Here is a 15,970-nt window from a genome sequence, read left to right as displayed (position 1 = left end):
GGGTACGGGGTAATGAACGCACTCGTTTCGGCGTGACTATCGGGTATCCGCCGATGGACGTGACTGTAACGATCCCTGCAGTCGCTACACGGACCACTATGCTGACCGGCGGTGTTGGGCGGTCGCATGGTCGACGAACGCGACGACGCCGGGGCGACCGAACGCGACGATCGAAAACGCCCCCACGATGACGCAGCCGAGAGCGGGCGGAACGAACGCACCGGCCGAGACGGTCCGCTCGATCGCGAAGATCAGGAGATCGGCGCGGCGGTCGCAAACGAATCCGAATTCCTGCTCGACGTCCTGCCCCACTTCTACCGCGGCGAGGTCAGTCAGGCCAACAGCGCGCAGGATCGGATCGACCGGACGACCGACTGGGCGATCACGCTGCTCGCCGCCGTGCTATCGCTCGTCTTCTCGAGTCGGAATATGCCCGCGTTCCTGCTTCTAATCGGGATCTTCGTCCTGTCGATCTTCCTGTTCTTCGAGGTGCGTCGGTACCAGTTCTACGACCACTGGCGCGCCCGCGTCCGCTTCGTCCAGGAGAACGTGTTCGCGAACGCCTTAGAGCCGACCGGGGTCGAACACCCGGCCTGGCGCGAGGAACTGAGCGACGACCTCCGGAATCCAACGTTCAAGGTCTCCACCCGAGAGGCGCTCTCCCGTCGGATACGGCGCGTGTACGGACTCCTCTTCGCGGTGGCCGGCGTCGGCTGGGCGTTCAAGGTCACGCTGTTCACGCCGGAACAGCAGTGGACCGAGGCCGCCGAGCTGCCAGGGATTCCCGGTACGGCCGTAGCGGTATTGCTCGCCGTGTTCTTCGCGTGCGTGATCGCAATCGCCCTCTGGCCGGGGGGACGGCAGGCGAAAGGCGAGATCCACGGTGTCGAACCGGGCGACTGGAAGGGCGACTGAGTCGCCGGGGCCGGTCAGGCCTCGGGGTCGGGATCGCCGTCCTCGGCCGCCGCGTCGGGGGCCGACGCCGTTCGCTCGTCGGTCTCCGCGTCGGTGGATTGGGCTCCCGACCGCTCGGGGGAGCCGTCGCCCGTCGTCCCGGCGTCGGTTTCCGGGCCGTCGGCGCGCTCCCGCGCGAAGATGTCGAGCACGACCTTCGCACCGCCGAGGACGACGGGACCGATGAACAGCCCCACGGCACCGAACGTGATGAGTCCGCCGAAGATGCCGACGACGATGATCGCGGAGTTGATCGCGCCCGTCCGGCCGATGAGCGCGGGCCGGAGATAGGTGTCTGAGAGGGTCACGAACAGGCCGTAGACCGCGAGCCCGGCGGCCGCGAGCGGGCGGCTCATCGCGAGGAGATAGATCGAGACGGGGAGCCAGACGCCGAACGCGCCGACGAGCGGCAGCAGCGTGAGCAGGAACGTGAGAACGGTGAGTAACACGACTGCGGGGACCCCCAGTATCGCGAGCCCGACGCCGAGCATCACGGCCTGGATCACCGCGACGAGGACGTTGCTGATGACCGACGCCTGCATGAGCTGGTCCAGTTCCTCGAACAGCTCCCGCTGGACGTCGTCGTCGATCGGGACGACCCGGTAGAGCCACTCGATCAGCCGATCCCCGTCCCGCAACAGCGCGAAACAGACGAACAGCGTGACCGTCAGCCCGATCGCGATCCCCGGTAGCCCGCCGACGACGTCGAGCGCGCCGGTCGCCAGCCCCCGTAGCCCGCCGGTAATCCCGTCCTGATACGACTCGTAGAGGCTCGTGAGATCGACGCTGTACCCGGTCTCGGCGACCATCGACTCGATCGTCTCGAGGTCGACCTCGCCGTTCCGGACCGCGGTCACGAGCTGGCTCGTCTGTCTGAGCGCGACGCTGAGGACGTAGATGATCGGGATCAGGATGACGATCACCGCGACCACGATCGTGATCGAGGCCGCGATCATCGGCCGGACGTGGGCCTCGAGGCGCCGCTGGAGCGGCAGTAGAATGTACGCGAGGACGACCCCGAAGAGGACGTACTGCAGGTACGGCAGGACGATGAGCAGTCCGAGGACGACCCCGACCAGCGCGAGCACGGTCAGGACGGGCTGTTCGACGATCCACGCCGGCGGCTCTGGACGATCTGGCATATCACCGGCTGCAACGCCCTGACGGATTAGTCCACTGTACCGATCGACGGACTGCGAACCGCTCGAGCGGCGGTACCGAGGGGCGAGCTGATCCGCTATTCGACGTACCGATACTTCCGCTCGCCCATGCGACCCCAGCCGTCGAAGACGAACTCTTCGTCGGGCGTCGTGAACTCCTCGACGTCGACGTCCATCTCGTGATTGTGGGCGTCGTGGATCTCCTCGTAGTCGTCCCACGTCATCTCGTAGCGGTCGGCAAGCTGGTCGTCGACGTTCAGCGCCTCGAGCTCCTCGATCCAGCCGTCACGAACCGTTTCGGCGTGGATCTCGGCCTGTGCACCGCTCCCGTAGGAGCCGACGAGCAGCTTTTCGCCGACCATCTCGCGGTCGTTCTCGAGGGCGTGTTTGAGCGCGCTCACGCGGGCGACGTGAACGGAGCCGGTGTACCAGTTGCCGACCTCGCGGGAGATGGTCAGCGTCGGGTCGATCGTGGCGTCGTACCACTCGGCGTAGCGGTCGGTGTCCTTGAGGGCGTCCATGTACTCCAGGAGCGCATCGCGGTACTCGTCGTCGGAGTCGAACGCCTCGGGGCGGGGCTGGCGACCGATCTCCTCGGCCAGTTCGTCCTCGACCTCCGTGTTCCGCGTGACGTGACGGAACGCGAGCAGGGCGGCCTTCCGGACCATGCCCGGGAACGGCGTGTGGAAGGGCGCGTAGGCGAAGTCCTCCTCGTGGACCTCCCCCGCAACGCTCTCGTAGTCCTCGAGGGCCTCGCGCATCCGCGCGAGGTAGACCTGCACGGAGCGTTTGCCGTCGACGCTCGGGAACTGCTGGTTGGGCTTCAGGAAGTCGGTCTCGTCGGCCGAGCCGTACCCCTGCTCGGTGGAGAGTTCGACCAGGTTCGGTTCCTCGCTGATGAGCATCGCGACGGCCCCGGCACCCTGGGTGGCCTCGCCGTCGTCACCCCGCGCGTAGAGCGCGGTGTCGGTCGCGATGACCAGCGCCGAGCGACCGCGATTCCGACCCGCGCGGATCCAGTTGTACGCGTCGTCTAAACTCTGGGTACCTGCGATACAGGCGAACTTCCGTTCGCCCTTGTTGGCGTGGTGGAAGTCCTCCTCGTAGACCTGCTCGAGGCAGCCAGCGACGTACGTCGAAACCGGCTTCGAGTTGTCGAAAGCGCTCTCGGTCGCCACGTCGATACGCCCGATATCGTCCGGCTCGAGGCCCTTGCGCTCCATCAACCGATGGGCGGCGTTGGCCCCCATCGTGACGATGTCCTCGTAACTATCGGGGAAGGAACTGGCGTTCAGTCCCAGCCCTTTCGTGTACTTCTCGGGGTCTTCGCCCTTCTCGGGTGCGAACGTCCCCGGGAGGTCGAGTTTGAGATTCCCGGTCCAGATCTCGATCGCGTCGATACCGACTGCAGTCATGCCTCGTCAATGGAGGTGACGATACATGATATTGTCGTTCGGGGTTTCGACAGTTGCCGAAACGATAACGCTGCCGCCCGGAGTGAGCGCCCTAAACCACCTCCATCCTCGCCGCAATCGGAGCCGGATCGTCTCAGCCCGCAACCTGCGTCCGAGTCGCGGTGGCACTGTTTCCGTTCACGTCGGTGACGGTTAGCTCCAGGGTGTACTCCTGTCCGCTCCCGAGGTTGGAGAACTCCTCGTTATTTCGGCTGGCGCTGGTTCCGCTGACGGCGGCCGTCCGCTCGTCAACGTACGTTCCATCGCGATAGAGTTCCACGGTGACGGTGTCCAGTTCCGCGTCGGTCGACGAGACGGCCCAACTGTATCTGATGCCGACGTTGTTGCCGGGCCGTTGCTCGGTCGTGAACGAGTCGACGCTCGGCCCGCCGGCGCTCTCGATGGTCACGCCCGTCGTCGCCTCGTCGTCACCGCTTGCGACGAGTGCGGTATACTCGCCGGCGTCACCGTCGGTCGTCGACCACTCGAGGGTCACCTGCGTGGACTCGCCCGGTTGCAGCGTGACCGACGCGGCGTCCCGCCGCTGGCCGTCAGTCTCGAGGGTCACGTTTTGCGTCCCGGCGTCGGATCCGTTGTTCTCGACAGTTGCCGTTACCGACAGCGTCTCGCCCTCGGTCACCGGCGAGTTCGTCCCGTCGATGGTGACGCCGAACAGCGGACTGCTCCCGCTCCCGAGCACGATATCGACCGGGACGCGGTCGCCGTCGCCGCCGCTCGAAGCGAACACGGTCACCGTTCCATTGGCTCGAGCCTCGAGTTCGGTCTGGTGGTCGCCGTTCTGGATCGTGCCGCTGGTGGGATCGACCCGTCCGACGCCGCTGTTGCTGACCGCATACTCGACGGTCGCGTCGTCGACCGACGGAGTCGTCTCCACGCTCATCGTTGCCGTATCGCCCACGCCAGCCGCCTCGAAGGTGCAGCGATCGGACGTACACGACACGCGATCATTTTCGGCTTCGATTCGACTCAGGTTCCAGCCGACGTCGTACGCGCCACCACCGTCGTCGCCGTCGTCCGATCTGTGAACGTCGTACTCGTCGGTCTTCGTACCGCCATCACCGATCCCGACTCGAGCGACCTGCAGTTTGTCGTACGTCTCGTTCAGTTCGAGCGTGAGGAGGGACCGGTCATTATCGTAGCCGGCTACTCGAGCGCCCGACTCGCCGTCGGCGAACGTCGTCCCGATCGTATCGTTCCATGCGGTGGGCGCAGCGGTTGGGATCGAAATCGTCACGTGGTTGTTCCCGCTCGCAGGTTCGATCGGCACCGCGTCGGACGGACCGCTGAGCGCGGTCGGATCGAGCGTGATGGCACCGCCGCCGGACTCCGAGAGTTCACCCTCGAGGACGACCAGCCTGATCGTCCCGTCCGAAAGCAGCGGTTGCTCGGTCAGCGTCACCTGCGCGTCGTCGAAGTCGTTGAACGCGAACCCGTGTTCGATCCGCGTCGTCGGTGCCGACCCGTACTCCCTGTAGTCGGGCGTATAGGCCAGCGTCGTCGTCTCGTGATCGCCCGTCAGATTGTCCGGGTTGCCGTCGTACTCCGAATCGGTGTCAGCCCGCGCGTCGACGGTTATATTTGCCGTTCCGGTCGTCTCGAGTCGCCCCGTCGGTGCCGGTGGGTTCGTCGCGAGGGTTCGGGACGGATACTGGGTCCCGAGCGTCACGGCCGTCGATTGCGTCCCGCCGCCGGTTCCGACGTTCTGGATCGCGTTCCGGAGGGTCTGTAACTCGTCGTGGACCTCCTGATTGTGCGCGAACTCGACCCGTTCGTTCTCCGCGGGAACGGCGTTGATCTGATAGAGCGCGAACGCGGAGAAGACGATCGCGAGCAACAGGACCGCCCCGATCTGGACGGTGACACCGCGCTCGTCTCCCCGGCGTACCATGTCGCTGCATTCGCTCGACCCCTTAAACGTGTACTGGCCGACCCGATACCGAGTTCGCTCGCCGTACTGAAGCCACGACAGTCGCTTGGCACCGTCGAGCGCGCCGCTGTTCGCGGCGGATTCCCGTCCGGAGACTGTCCTGAAGGGAGCGGCTTACTATGTGACATCTCGGGGTACTGCTTGCCGTATGCGACCCGTCGAAGATCGGCTCCGGGGCCATCTGGTCGAGGGCGAATCGATCCAGTCGGTGACGGCCGGACGGCTCCTCGAGGCCGGCGCGCGCGGCCGAGCGGCGATCGGACTCACCGAGCGGCGATTCCTCTGTGTCGACGACACCGGTGACTTCGTCGACGTCAGTTACGACTACGTCAGTTCGATCCGCAGGCGGCGGCGAACGAAGATCCGGGTTCGGTCCGAGAGTGGACCGAACCGACTGTTGCACCTCGTGGCAGGTCTCGTTGGGGCGCTCGCGCTGGTAACCGGACTCGTCCTCTCGTCGTCGATCCCGTCGTTTCGAGCCGCCGCGGCGGTCGCACTCGCCGTCGTGACGGTCGCCGTCGCCGTTCCGACCGAGATCGTCCGTCGGCGATCCAGCGTCAGTCGCTCGTACGACGAGATCGCCGTTGGCGTGGGTGGCCTCGCCCTGCTCGGGTTGGTCGGCACCGCGTTCGTCGCCTCGAGCGTGTCGATTCCCCTCTACGTGCTCGCGACCCTCGGCGGTCTGGTACTCGCCGGCTACGCCGTCCGATACCGCGACGAAATCGAGCCCCGAATCGAGGGCCTGGGTCTCGAGCGGGAGGACGAGGCGGTGATCGCCATCACGACCATCGACGGCACCACCGTCCGCGTCGCCGTCGACGCTGACTCGACGTTCGGCCGCGATCTCGGCACGTGGGTCCACCGGCGGGAGCGGGATCCCGCGATCGCGGAGACGCCCGTCGTCGGCACTCCCTCGGACTGACTCGGAATGCGAAACTGACTGTCCGGGTTACGTTGCCGTTACGGGACCCGAAAGCCCCTCAGTGTAGTCCGCGGGCGGGCCGATTGCTGCGCGCGGCGTTCGTTCGATGCGGTGGTGGTAGGTTCGCTATTCAACCTGAATGAAAGGCTTATCGTCTGACACGGCGTACGAGTGGTTATGTCGAGTCGAATAGCGAAGAAAGTCACCCGGGAGTCGATGGGGAAGGGGATCGCAGTCGGCCTCTCCGTCGGGATCGTGATCGGTGTCATGATGGACAATCTGCCGATGGGAATCGCCGTGGGTCTGGCCCTCGGACCCGCGTTCGCCGTCGGCTGGCGGAACGAAGAGCGATAGCTCGTCGGTCCCCTCGAGCCACACGGTCGACTCGTCAGCTACTGGGTAGCCGCGGTGCGCCTCACGAGGGGAGTTTTCCGAGACAGTTCCGACAGTACTGCGCCGTGGGGGCGTTCGACGCGCCACAGGCCGGACAGTGCCCGCTCGAGTCGCCGCCCGTCTCGAGTCGCATCCCGTTCCCCAGGACGGTCAGGACGTCGTCCTCGATCTCCCCGCCCTGTTCGCGGACCAACCGGTCGAGGAAGGCGTCGTCCCGCAGGCGCTCGAGCCCCCGGATCAACCCCAGAAAGAGCAGCGACGGGGCGATTATGACGAAGCCGGCGACGGTGAGTCGGCCGAGCAGCTCGAGGGTTCCGGGATCGTCCATGACGGTGGGTACGGCGCCACGAACAAAACTGCTCTCGAAGGTAAAGGAACAGGTCTCTCGCCCGGACTGTCGATCGTACTATCAAACTGTCAACCGCGAGAGCCGCGGCTCCAGAACGAATCTGCGTCGAACTCGAGACTGATCGGTCAGTCCGAGATGAACTTGTTGTCCCGCCAGTTGACGCCGCCCTGACCGTTGTTGTGGTCTCGAGGCCCCTCGACGACTTCGATGTTGGCCGGGCGCGGTTCGCCCTCGACGATGCGTGTCGCCTCGAGGTCGCCGTCGCGCTCCGAGATCGCCGTCAGCGTGCCCTTCTCGGCTGCTTCGGCGATACCACAGAGGACGAGGAACATCTGGTACTGGAGCAGCGAGTTCTGCAGGACGGTCTCGCGATCGCCCTTGAACGCCGCGAACTCGACGAGTTCGGATTCGATCTCCTCTTCGTCCTCCTCGTCCCAGCTGAAGGCGTTGCGTCGTTCGTCCGGATCCTCCTCGTAGACCCGATTTTCGGTGACGCTGGCTTTGAGCTGGGCGGTCGGCGTATACTTGCTGACCGACTGGTCCTCCGCGACGGCCTTGAGAATGAGCGTGTTGTTTCGCCGCGTGATCTCGACGTCGGTAATCCCGTCCGGGTACTCAGCCTCCTCGATGTGGTCCCGAAGGTCTTCGAGCGGTAGTTCGAGGGTCGAATGCAACCGATATACGTGTCTGGATTCCTCTGTTGACATGGTGGGATGACCTGCGGCGACGGTCGGTTGTTACCTCATACGAGAGCGCGACTTATATGATCTGCTATTGCATCCGTCGTCGACGCACCCGGATAAATTCACTCCCGCGGCTCGCGGTCGAATTACTCCGCGTCGAGGGTCTCGGCCAGTTCGCCCCGTTCCTCGAGTTCTTCGAGGACGTCCGAGCCGCCGACGAACTCGCCGTCGACGAACGTCTGCGGGATCGTCTCCCAGCCGCTGTGGCGGTTCAGGGCGGTGCGGAACTCGTCGAGCGAGTCGAGGACGTCGACGGTCTCGTACTCGTCGCGGTAGCTGTCGATGAGACCCAGCGCCTTTCGGGAGTAGCCACACTGGGGCATGAGTTCGGTCCCCTTCATGAAGAGGACGACCTCGTTGTTCTCGAGGGCGTCGTCGACCTGTTCGTTGACTTCGTCCTGATCGAGCCCCTGGTTCGGTGGGAATTCCATATCCGTGATAAGGCGGCGAACCGGGATAGGCCTTGCGTCCTCGCGGGCCCCAGTGCGTCCTCGTGACTCGTTCCCCGGTGGGCCGACTCGAGCGTCCGAAACACGTACGGCGGAGTCACGATCCGACGGGAATCACGAATTCGCAGCCTCGAGCCTGATGATCCGGTCGTCACCCTCGCGCGGGAACGCGCCGCTCGCGCGGCCGTCCCGGTTCGACGTGAGCAGGTAGAGCGAACCGTCGGGACCTGGTTCGACGTGTCGGAGACGGCCGAACGCTCCGTCGAACAGCGTGTTGACCGTCGCGGTGAATCGATCGTCGAGCCACGGGGCGTCGTAGCGGACGCCGGACTCGTCGCCACCATTGGCGGCTCCGTCGCCGTCGTCGCCGTCGTCTCCGGCATCGGGGGAGAGCGTGACGACGTGGAGGGCGCTCGAGGCGAGTCCGGCGACGAGCAGGCGGTTCTCCCAGAACCCGACGGCGTCGTCGGCGAAGGCGATGCCGGAGGGCGCCATCGTGGTCCCCGGACCGGTGTTGACCACCGGCGGCGCCGCGTCGTCGTACGCGTCGTAGCTCCCGTACTCTGAATCGTCAGGCCCGCCCCGGACGATATCCCAGCCGTAGTTTCCCCCGGGCCGGAGGACGGACACCTCGTCTCGAGCGCTCGGCCCGTGTTCGGCGATCACCGGTCGTCCCTGGGGCGTGAAATCGATACCCTGCGGGTTGCGGTGCCCGAGCGTGTAGGTTCGCCGGTCGCCGTCCGCGCCCCAGTCGGGATTTCGGGGATGGGGATCGCCGTCAGGAGCTATTCGAAGCACTGCCCCCGCCCGAGAGCCGGGATCCTGTGCGAGCGCGGGATCGTCGGCGTCGCCCGTGAGCACCCAGAGCGCCCCCTCGGGGCCGAACGCGATCCGCCCGCCGTTGTGGATCGACGCCCCGGGTATCCCCTCGAGGACCGGCTCGAGGTCGTCGGCCTCGAGATCGTACCGGACCAGCCGATTGCCGATGCCGTTCTCGTCGACCGTGTAGTAGACGAACACCGCCGCCGGGTCGGGATAGTCGGGGTGGACCGCGACCCCGAGCGTACCGCCCTCCCCGGGTGCGGACCGGTTCGGCAGGGCGTCGCCCGGGAGGACGGTCTCGCCGCCGTCGGGCCCGAGAGCCGCGTCTTCGGCCAGCGCGCTCGCGTCGAACCGCCGAACGCCGCCGTCGCGTTCGGTGACGAAAGCGTCGCCGTCGGCGAACGCGAGGTCCCACGGGACCTCGAGCCCGGCGACGACCGTGGTCGCGACGACGTCGTCCTCGGCGGGCGTCCCCTCGCCCGGCCGCCACTCGGGGGTCGACCAGTCGTCGTCTGGTACCGATTCGGGCGTGGCGAGCTCCCTCGCGTCGGGTTCCGACCCCGTACTGCAGCCGGCGATAGCGATCGAGAGTCCGACCGCCGCGAGGAGTCGTCGCCGCGTGCAGGCGTTCATGATCGACCTCACGGCGCCGAGACGGGAGAATACTGGGATCCGCCTCGCTCGACACGACCGCCGTAAGGGGGGCTCGAGCGTCGAGGCTGATCGATTCCAAGCTCTTTAGGCGGGTTTCCTATGCTCCTCCGACGCCTAGGATGGAACAACGGAGATGGAACCAACAGACGCGTTTCGAGTGCTCGCGAGCATCGATCGACAGCTCGTGCTTCACGAGCTCGTGACCGACTCCGAGCCGGTGTCGATCGAACAGCTCTCACAGCGCGTCGCCTCCCGACGACACGGACTGCCCCTCGAACGAATGACCGACGAGCAACTCGAACGCGCGCAGGTCCGTCTCGTCCATCAGCACTTCCCGCTCCTTTGCGACCGGAACCTCCTCGTCGTCGACTGGGAGACCCGCGAAGTGGCGCTGACGGGGAGCCCCGACGTCGACTCGCTGTTCGAGGCCGCCGAGGAACTCGAGCAGTGGCCACCGGACGACCTGATACACGACTTCGCGACGTAGTCGGCGACCCGTCGTTCCCACTCGCGGATAGCGAATCTTCTGCGGATCGATCGAATCCCTCGTGAATCGAGTTCCTCGCCGATCAGTCCGCCGCCGTCGGACTCGAGAGGACGTCCAGTTTCTCGGCCGCGTAGCCGAAGACGTCCCGGTAGCCGTTGGGCGACATGAGGACCGGATAGAACGGCTCCTCGGCGACCTGCGTGTCGCCGTCGGCGGCCGCGAACGGATCGCCGGCGTCGACTTCGGTGAAGTTGTCCACGAAGACCTCGTAGGTGTCGGCCTCCTGCTTGCGGATGACGTCGGTGAGCTGATAGACCGGGAGCTCGCTGTGCATCGTGTCGCCGGGCAACGCCCCGACGGCCGTCAGGAACGACCGCGTCAGTCGGTCGGCGTTCTGGGCGGCCGTCTCCGATCCCTGCATGCCACACTCGACTTCGACCGTGTCGACCGCGGAGAACAGCCGTCCCTCCGCGAAGTTACTCGTCTCGACCATCGCCGCCACCGGGAGCTGTGGGACCACCGCTCTGGCGGTCTCGCTGATCCCGTTGACGATCGCGAACGGCTCGGCGTGACTCTGGGTCGAGTGCATCGAGAAGGTGAGACAGCCCTCGAGTTCGTCGACCAGTCGGTGTGCGAGCCGTCCCTCGTGGGTCTTCGCGTTCGGGTCGCCCGGGAACGCCCGGTTCAAATCCTCGTCGACGAATCGGACCCGTCGCTCGAGCGCCTCTTCGTTCGCGACGACGAGTTTGACCGGCCGTTCGACTGTCGGACACTCGTCGAGTAGGCGCTCGACGGCCCGGACGCCGCAGGGTTCGTCCCCGTGGATCCCGGCGACGACTGCGAGCTCCGGCGTTCCCGACCCGAGCTGTGCAACTCTCATTATCGGACAGTAGGGCTCGGGAGCCATAGGCGATTCGGTCTCTCGCAACGATGAATAGTCACCCGATCCGACGTGGCACGCGGTACCATGCCCCCTGCTGCCGGTATGAACCGGGCGGCGTGGTCCGCGCGGTCCGAACTGTCACTCCTCGAGTCCGTCCGCGTACGCGAAATCCGCCGGGCCGGCGGTCGGCCGCTCGCCGTCGAGGGGGATCGCCCACTCGTCGATCCGGCCCGGTTCCCCGAGCGCGTTCGTGAGGACGGTTCGAACCTCGAGGAGGTCGACGCCGTAGTAGTCTCGCGGGACGTCCCGGAGGTACTGCAGCGCGGTTCGAAAGAGCGATCGCAACCCGTCGTCGTTGTCGAAGTCGACGCGCTTGTACGCGCCGGCGGCGACCTGGACCATCCCGTGCAGAAAGGAGCTCTCGGTCGTCCCGCGGCCGTAGTTGTACCACTCCGCCTCGAAGCAATCGTGGCTCTCGTGGTAGGCACCCTCGTTGAAGAGGCGGACCCCGTGGACCGTCGCGCGCCGGAGCGTCGCGTGGTCCCAGCGCCCCGTTTCGGCGTTCCAGCCCGTCGGCGTACCGGAGCCGGCGGGCGCCGCGACGGTGGGGTCGCTGGTGTGATCGTCCATAGGTCGAGTTGGATCGGCCGACGGGTAATTCCGTCGCCTGACTTAAAGTGGCCACCGAGGCAGCCGAGTATTTATTCGGTTCAGGTCCCGCGATTCGACTAGATGAAACACCCCATCTGGCGCTGCCAGCACTGCGGGGAACGCCTCTACGAGCACATCGACGGGAGGTACCAGTGCCCGAACTGCGGGCAACGGTACGATGCCGTGGACTACGGGACGGCGACGGCCTGATCGGCCGCTGGTTTAGCCGCACATCGCCTCGTTTGCGCTACCGACCGGTATTTAGTAAGCGGCCTGTAGCTGCGGGCCCAACGGTATAGGTACCAAGGCCCCAACGGAGACGTATGGAGACGCGATGGGCGACCGTCGACGGAGTCCACCTGCAGCTACCCGACGACTGCACCGCCGCCGAGCTACGAGACGAACTTCACAAACCGGACGACGCGACACTGATCGCCGTCACGGGTGACCTCGTGTCGGTCGTCCACGACGAGGACCAGCCCCTCACGGAGATGGTCGCCGGCTGTGCGGAGACGTACTACTTCAGACGACCCGACGAGCCCCAGCGAAACGACGTCCTCGGCGCCTCGGAGATCGATACGGCCCTCGAGGATCCCTCGGCCGACGAGACCACGTTCCAGCGGCCCGGAATCGGCCACTGACGCTCGCCGCCAGGTCGAATCGCGGTCGGCCCGCCGCTCGAGGCCGGGGTTCGGTTCTCATCGACGTCTCGTCGCGCCTCGAGCACCGCTGCCAGCGGTATCGGAGCGTCTCTGGCAACAGCAGTCGTAAGCGTCTCTGGCGACAGCGGAAGCGATCGCGCGGGGTAAGTCGACGGTTCTCGACCGCTGCGATCCGTCTCGAGACGATCTAGATGTCGGAACTCTCGCCGTCGAGTTCGAACTGCTCGTTCTCGACGACGGTGTTGAGGACGATGCTCGTGTTCGACTGGTTGATATCGGGGTCGGTGATCAGGGTCTTGATCTGGTCGTTCATGTCGTCGGTGTCGGTGAACTTGCCGATGGCGATCACGTCGTAGTCGCCGGTGACCTCGTAGACCGAAATCATCTGCCGGTGGTCCTTCAGCGTCTCCGTCAGTTCCGGGAGGGCGCTCCCCTCGGCCTTGAGTTGCATGATGGCGGTGACGTCGTAGCCGAGCGCGTCGTAGTCGACGATCGGCGTGTACCCCTGAATGACGTCCGCTTCCTCGAGGTCCGAGAGGTGGTTGGAGACGGTCGTGACGGAGACGTCGAGTTCCTCCGCGAGGCTGCGAAGGCTCGCGCGGCCGTCGTCGAGCAGTTCGTTGACCAGGTCCGTGTCCAGATGTTCGTAGGTCATTTGTATACTATGAAGGACTCCCTATATTAGGGCCTTACGAATATCCAGTTATGTCTCCTGCCCTCGAGCCTTCCAGCAGCAACGGCGTATTTCCACTCGATTTCGGTAGCCAACGGGTGCAGCGAGGGACGATCCGCGCTTTCGCGATCCGTTGCGAACGGCGCGCCCCGGCGGCGACGGAATCGATACCAGCTATCGGTGAGCCGAATCGACGGGCGTGATCCGGCAGATCGCGTGCGATCCCGCCACCGCGTACCCGCTCGTCGGTATTCCCCCATCCAAAGCTATTTCTCCCCGGCCGCTAGCGTGGTATCTATGACGATACAACGGCGTGAGTTCGTCGCCGCGCTCGCGACCGGGAGCGTCGCGGGACTCGCCGGCTGCGCGTCGCTGACCAGCGACTCCGACGGCGGATCGATCACCGGGGAAACGCTGACGCTGACGACGACCTCGAGCACGTACAACACCGGGTTGCTCGACGAACTCAACGCGCCCTTCGAAGATCGGTACGGCGTCACCGTCGACGCCGTCTCGCAGGGGACGGGCCAGGCCCTCGAGACCGCGCGAAACGGCGACTCCGACGTGGTGATGGTCCACGCCCGCTCGCTCGAGGACGAGTTCATGCGGGAGGGGTACGGCGTCAACCGGCGCGATCTGATGTACAACGACTTCGTCGTCGTCGGCGGCCCCGACGACCCCGCGGGAATCGGCGGCGGCGAGGACGTCGTCGCGTCCTTCGAGGCGATCGCCGAGTCGGAATCTGCGTTCGTCTCGCGGGGCGACGACTCCGGCACGCACACGAAGGAACTCGAGCTCTGGGACGAGACGGGACTCGCGGTCGAGGAATTCGGCGACTGGTACGCCGAGGTGGGCGCGGGGATGGGCGACGCACTCAATCGGGCCACCCAGCTGGACGCCTACACGCTGTCCGATCGCGGGACGTATCTGGACATGCAGGACGAACTCGACCTCGAGATCCACGTGCAGGGGCCCATCGAGGGCGGGGCGGAGCTGCTCGCGAACCCCTACGGAATCGTCGCCGTCAATCCGGCGGTCCACGACCACGTCGAGTACGACCTCGCGATGGCGTACATCGGTTTCATCACCGGCCCGGAGGGCCAGGAGCTCATCGAGAACTACACCGCCAACGGCGAACAGCTGTTCTACCCGGAGGCCCTCTCTGAGGACCCGAACTTCCGGCAGTACGTCCCCGAGGGGTGGAACGGCGCGGACGGCGGCGAGTCGAACGATTCATCGGACGGGTGATGCTACTCGAGAGCATCGTGATCGGTCCATCGCTGGCCGCGTTTCCCTTCGAGTGGAACTACGTCTGGAGCATCATCGTCGTCTCGCTGTACGTCAGCGTGATCGCGGTCGCGTTGAGCACGCTGTGTAGCCTCCCGATCGCGCTCGCCGTCGGGTTCGCGGAGTTTCGGGGCAAGCAGTTCCTGACGTCGGTCATCAACACCGGAATGGGGTTTCCGAGCGTCGTCGTCGGCCTCCTCGTGCTGGTCGCGGTCTCGAACCAGGGGCCGCTCGGGTCGCTCGGGCTCGTCTTCACGCGCGAGGCGATGATCATGTCCCAGTTCGTCCTCGCCGCGCCGGTCATCACCGGCGTGAGCCTCGCCGCCGTCAGTAGCGTCGAGGCGAACGTCCGCGACGCCGCCTACGCCATGGGCGGGACCCGACTCGACGTGGCGCTGGTTACGATCAAGGAGGCCCGCTACGGGATCGCGACCGCCGTCCTCGCGGGCTTCGGCCGCGCGATCAGCGAGGTCGGCTCCGTCCTCATCGTCGGCGGGAACATCGCCGGCGCGGACGGCACCTCGAAGACGCGGACGCTCACGACGGCGATCCAGCTCGAGGCCCAGCGGGGTCGGTACGAGACGGCCATGGTCCTCGGCGCGATTCTCCTCGTCCTCGTGTTGGTCGTCAACGGGATCGTAATCCGACTGGGCAGCGACGAAGGGGGGTACCGATGAGCCTCGAGGCGGCGGACGTCTCCCACGGCTACGGGGACGAGACCGTCCTCGACGGCGTCTCGCTGTCGGTCTCACCCGGCGAGGTCGTCGCGATCATCGGTCCCTCCGGCGTCGGCAAGACCACGCTGCTCCGGCTGCTGGCGCTGTTCGACGCGCCCGACGACGGGACGATCAGCTACGACGGCGAGGACGTCTGGCGGGTCGCCGAGGACCGGCGCCTCGCGTACCGCCGCCGCATCGGGATGGTCTTCCAGGAGGCGAGCCTCTTCGACGCGAGCGTCCGCCGGAACGCCCAGTACGGGCTGCGGGTCCGCCAGGCGTGGCCGGATCGGATCCGCCACGAGTTCGCGCGGCTCGTCGGCGGACAAAACGGAACCGGTGACGCGATCGACGCCCTCGAGACCGTCGGGCTGGCCGACAAGGCCGAACAGGACGCTGACTCGCTGTCCGGCGGCGAGGCCCAGCGGGTCGCGTTCGCCCGGGCGCTGGCGTACGATCCCGATATCCTCCTGCTGGACGAGCCCACCTCCGATCTCGACCCCAGAAACACGGCGGTCATCGAGGACGCCGTCGCCGAGGCCCGAACCGAGGGAATCGGCGTCGTCGTCGCGACCCACGACATGCACCAGGCCCGGCGCGTCGCGGACCGCACCGCCGTGTTGCTCGGCGACGGCATCATCGAAGTCGATCGGACGGAGCGCGTGTTCGACGACCCGCGGGACGACCGGACCCGGAAATTTATCGACGGCGAACTGATATACTGACCATCGATGTCCACCCACCGCGCACGCCGCGGTCACCG

19 protein-coding genes are annotated in these 15,970 nt (G+C 66.2%); 9 read left to right on the top strand and 10 right to left on the bottom strand.

Going from position 1 to position 15,970, the window contains the following annotated elements:
- Positions 1–126: 126 nt before the first annotated feature.
- Positions 127–915 (top strand): DUF2270 domain-containing protein, encoded by a 789-nt coding sequence (locus J0X25_RS36945; protein WP_207288859.1) that lies wholly within the window; start codon positions 127–129, stop codon positions 913–915.
- A 14-nt stretch (positions 916–929) separates the two neighbouring features.
- On the opposite strand, the gene J0X25_RS36940 is transcribed toward J0X25_RS36945, so the two are convergent.
- The 3 genes from J0X25_RS36940 to J0X25_RS36930 form a co-directional block, all read right to left on the bottom strand.
- Positions 930–2,096: an AI-2E family transporter gene (locus tag J0X25_RS36940; RefSeq protein ID WP_207288858.1), complete on the bottom strand. Its 1,167-nt coding sequence runs from the start codon at positions 2,094–2,096 to the stop codon at positions 930–932.
- A 95-nt stretch (positions 2,097–2,191) separates the two neighbouring features.
- Positions 2,192–3,529, bottom strand: coding sequence for a hydroxymethylglutaryl-CoA synthase (gene hmgB, locus J0X25_RS36935; protein ID WP_207288857.1), 1,338 nt, complete (start codon positions 3,527–3,529; stop codon positions 2,192–2,194).
- 133 nt (positions 3,530–3,662) lie between these two features.
- The gene (locus tag J0X25_RS36930) at positions 3,663–5,477 is read right to left on the bottom strand and encodes a CARDB domain-containing protein (RefSeq protein ID WP_207288856.1); all 1,815 of its coding nucleotides are present in this window, start codon (positions 5,475–5,477) and stop codon (positions 3,663–3,665) included.
- A gap of 187 nt (positions 5,478–5,664) precedes the next feature.
- Here J0X25_RS36930 and J0X25_RS36925 point away from each other — a divergent pair, with 187 nt between their 5' ends.
- Both J0X25_RS36925 and J0X25_RS36920 read left to right on the top strand, forming a co-directional pair.
- Positions 5,665–6,438, top strand: a complete 774-nt coding sequence (locus tag J0X25_RS36925) for a hypothetical protein (protein ID WP_207288855.1) — start codon at positions 5,665–5,667, stop codon at positions 6,436–6,438.
- 177 nt (positions 6,439–6,615) lie between these two features.
- Entirely contained in the window at positions 6,616–6,792 is a 177-nt protein-coding gene (locus J0X25_RS36920; RefSeq protein WP_207288854.1) for a glycine zipper domain-containing protein, read from the top strand.
- Between the two features lie 61 nt (positions 6,793–6,853).
- Here J0X25_RS36920 and J0X25_RS36915 read toward each other — a convergent pair whose 3' ends face one another.
- The 4 genes from J0X25_RS36915 to J0X25_RS36900 all read right to left on the bottom strand — a co-directional run bounded on the left by J0X25_RS36915 (position 6,854) and on the right by J0X25_RS36900 (position 9,827).
- Positions 6,854–7,159, bottom strand: coding sequence for a zinc ribbon domain-containing protein (locus J0X25_RS36915; protein ID WP_207288853.1), 306 nt, complete (start codon positions 7,157–7,159; stop codon positions 6,854–6,856).
- Between the two features lie 146 nt (positions 7,160–7,305).
- Complete coding sequence (locus tag J0X25_RS36910) at positions 7,306–7,887, bottom strand: DUF7110 family protein (RefSeq protein ID WP_207288852.1); 582 nt, start codon at positions 7,885–7,887, stop codon at positions 7,306–7,308.
- 122 nt (positions 7,888–8,009) lie between these two features.
- Positions 8,010–8,354: a glutaredoxin family protein gene (locus J0X25_RS36905; protein WP_207288851.1), complete on the bottom strand. Its 345-nt coding sequence runs from the start codon at positions 8,352–8,354 to the stop codon at positions 8,010–8,012.
- Between the two features lie 132 nt (positions 8,355–8,486).
- Complete coding sequence (locus tag J0X25_RS36900; RefSeq protein WP_207288850.1) at positions 8,487–9,827, bottom strand: PQQ-dependent sugar dehydrogenase; 1,341 nt, start codon at positions 9,825–9,827, stop codon at positions 8,487–8,489.
- Between the two features lie 154 nt (positions 9,828–9,981).
- Between J0X25_RS36900 and J0X25_RS36895 the strand changes: the two genes are divergently transcribed.
- Entirely contained in the window at positions 9,982–10,335 is a 354-nt protein-coding gene (locus J0X25_RS36895) for a DUF7344 domain-containing protein (protein WP_207288849.1), read from the top strand.
- An 82-nt stretch (positions 10,336–10,417) separates the two neighbouring features.
- Here the strand turns inward: J0X25_RS36895 and J0X25_RS36890 are convergent, their stop codons facing one another.
- Positions 10,418–11,215 carry a M14 family metallopeptidase gene (locus tag J0X25_RS36890; protein WP_207288848.1) on the bottom strand — a complete coding sequence of 266 codons (798 nt, stop codon included), beginning with the start codon at positions 11,213–11,215 and terminating at the stop codon, positions 10,418–10,420.
- Positions 11,216–11,356: 141 nt separating this feature from the next.
- The gene (locus J0X25_RS36885; RefSeq protein WP_207288847.1) at positions 11,357–11,848 is read right to left on the bottom strand and encodes a DUF309 domain-containing protein; all 492 of its coding nucleotides are present in this window, start codon (positions 11,846–11,848) and stop codon (positions 11,357–11,359) included.
- Positions 11,849–11,950: 102 nt separating this feature from the next.
- Here J0X25_RS36885 and J0X25_RS39865 point away from each other — a divergent pair, with 102 nt between their 5' ends.
- Both J0X25_RS39865 and J0X25_RS36880 read left to right on the top strand, forming a co-directional pair.
- Positions 11,951–12,079 carry a hypothetical protein gene (locus J0X25_RS39865; RefSeq protein WP_284145164.1) on the top strand — a complete coding sequence of 43 codons (129 nt, stop codon included), beginning with the start codon at positions 11,951–11,953 and terminating at the stop codon, positions 12,077–12,079.
- Positions 12,080–12,192: 113 nt separating this feature from the next.
- On the top strand, positions 12,193–12,510 hold the full coding sequence (locus J0X25_RS36880) for a hypothetical protein (protein ID WP_207288846.1): 318 nt from the start codon (positions 12,193–12,195) through the stop codon (positions 12,508–12,510).
- A 208-nt stretch (positions 12,511–12,718) separates the two neighbouring features.
- Here J0X25_RS36880 and lrp read toward each other — a convergent pair whose 3' ends face one another.
- Entirely contained in the window at positions 12,719–13,186 is a 468-nt protein-coding gene (gene lrp, locus J0X25_RS36875; RefSeq protein ID WP_207288845.1) for an HTH-type transcriptional regulator Lrp, read from the bottom strand.
- A gap of 315 nt (positions 13,187–13,501) precedes the next feature.
- Here lrp and J0X25_RS36870 point away from each other — a divergent pair, with 315 nt between their 5' ends.
- Genes J0X25_RS36870 through J0X25_RS36860 form a run of 3 tightly spaced genes read left to right on the top strand, consistent with a single transcriptional unit; the run spans position 13,502 to position 15,932 of the window.
- Positions 13,502–14,452 (top strand): ABC transporter substrate-binding protein, encoded by a 951-nt coding sequence (locus tag J0X25_RS36870; RefSeq protein WP_207288844.1) that lies wholly within the window; start codon positions 13,502–13,504, stop codon positions 14,450–14,452.
- The gene (locus tag J0X25_RS36865; protein WP_207288843.1) at positions 14,452–15,168 is read left to right on the top strand and encodes an ABC transporter permease; all 717 of its coding nucleotides are present in this window, start codon (positions 14,452–14,454) and stop codon (positions 15,166–15,168) included. Before J0X25_RS36870 ends, J0X25_RS36865 begins: the two co-directional genes overlap by 1 nt.
- Complete coding sequence (locus J0X25_RS36860; RefSeq protein WP_207288842.1) at positions 15,165–15,932, top strand: amino acid ABC transporter ATP-binding protein; 768 nt, start codon at positions 15,165–15,167, stop codon at positions 15,930–15,932. Before J0X25_RS36865 ends, J0X25_RS36860 begins: the two co-directional genes overlap by 4 nt.
- Positions 15,933–15,970 lie beyond the last annotated feature (38 nt).

Source organism: Haloterrigena alkaliphila (assembly GCF_017352155.2).
In the GTDB taxonomy this organism is placed as follows: domain Archaea; phylum Halobacteriota; class Halobacteria; order Halobacteriales; family Natrialbaceae; genus Haloterrigena; species Haloterrigena alkaliphila.
The sequence above is the reverse complement of the archived record's forward strand: the minus strand, read 5'-3'. Positions and strand labels throughout refer to the sequence as shown.

Excerpts from the sequence above, each read along its gene's own strand:
- J0X25_RS36945 (WP_207288859.1), top strand. The coding sequence starts at position 127 with ATGGTCGACGAACGCGACGACGCCGGGGCGACCGAACGCGACGATCGA.
- J0X25_RS36940 (WP_207288858.1), bottom strand. The coding sequence starts at position 2,096 with ATGCCAGATCGTCCAGAGCCGCCGGCGTGGATCGTCGAACAGCCCGTC.
- hmgB (WP_207288857.1), bottom strand. The coding sequence starts at position 3,529 with ATGACTGCAGTCGGTATCGACGCGATCGAGATCTGGACCGGGAATCTC.
- J0X25_RS36930 (WP_207288856.1), bottom strand. The coding sequence starts at position 5,477 with ATGGTACGCCGGGGAGACGAGCGCGGTGTCACCGTCCAGATCGGGGCG.
- J0X25_RS36925 (WP_207288855.1), top strand. The coding sequence starts at position 5,665 with ATGCGACCCGTCGAAGATCGGCTCCGGGGCCATCTGGTCGAGGGCGAA.
- J0X25_RS36920 (WP_207288854.1), top strand. The coding sequence starts at position 6,616 with ATGTCGAGTCGAATAGCGAAGAAAGTCACCCGGGAGTCGATGGGGAAG.
- J0X25_RS36915 (WP_207288853.1), bottom strand. The coding sequence starts at position 7,159 with ATGGACGATCCCGGAACCCTCGAGCTGCTCGGCCGACTCACCGTCGCC.
- J0X25_RS36910 (WP_207288852.1), bottom strand. The coding sequence starts at position 7,887 with ATGTCAACAGAGGAATCCAGACACGTATATCGGTTGCATTCGACCCTC.
- J0X25_RS36905 (WP_207288851.1), bottom strand. The coding sequence starts at position 8,354 with ATGGAATTCCCACCGAACCAGGGGCTCGATCAGGACGAAGTCAACGAA.
- J0X25_RS36900 (WP_207288850.1), bottom strand. The coding sequence starts at position 9,827 with ATGAACGCCTGCACGCGGCGACGACTCCTCGCGGCGGTCGGACTCTCG.
- J0X25_RS36895 (WP_207288849.1), top strand. The coding sequence starts at position 9,982 with ATGGAACCAACAGACGCGTTTCGAGTGCTCGCGAGCATCGATCGACAG.
- J0X25_RS36890 (WP_207288848.1), bottom strand. The coding sequence starts at position 11,215 with ATGAGAGTTGCACAGCTCGGGTCGGGAACGCCGGAGCTCGCAGTCGTC.
- J0X25_RS36885 (WP_207288847.1), bottom strand. The coding sequence starts at position 11,848 with ATGGACGATCACACCAGCGACCCCACCGTCGCGGCGCCCGCCGGCTCC.
- J0X25_RS39865 (WP_284145164.1), top strand. The coding sequence starts at position 11,951 with ATGAAACACCCCATCTGGCGCTGCCAGCACTGCGGGGAACGCCTCTAC.
- J0X25_RS36880 (WP_207288846.1), top strand. The coding sequence starts at position 12,193 with ATGGAGACGCGATGGGCGACCGTCGACGGAGTCCACCTGCAGCTACCC.
- lrp (WP_207288845.1), bottom strand. The coding sequence starts at position 13,186 with ATGACCTACGAACATCTGGACACGGACCTGGTCAACGAACTGCTCGAC.
- J0X25_RS36870 (WP_207288844.1), top strand. The coding sequence starts at position 13,502 with ATGACGATACAACGGCGTGAGTTCGTCGCCGCGCTCGCGACCGGGAGC.
- J0X25_RS36865 (WP_207288843.1), top strand. The coding sequence starts at position 14,452 with ATGCTACTCGAGAGCATCGTGATCGGTCCATCGCTGGCCGCGTTTCCC.
- J0X25_RS36860 (WP_207288842.1), top strand. The coding sequence starts at position 15,165 with ATGAGCCTCGAGGCGGCGGACGTCTCCCACGGCTACGGGGACGAGACC.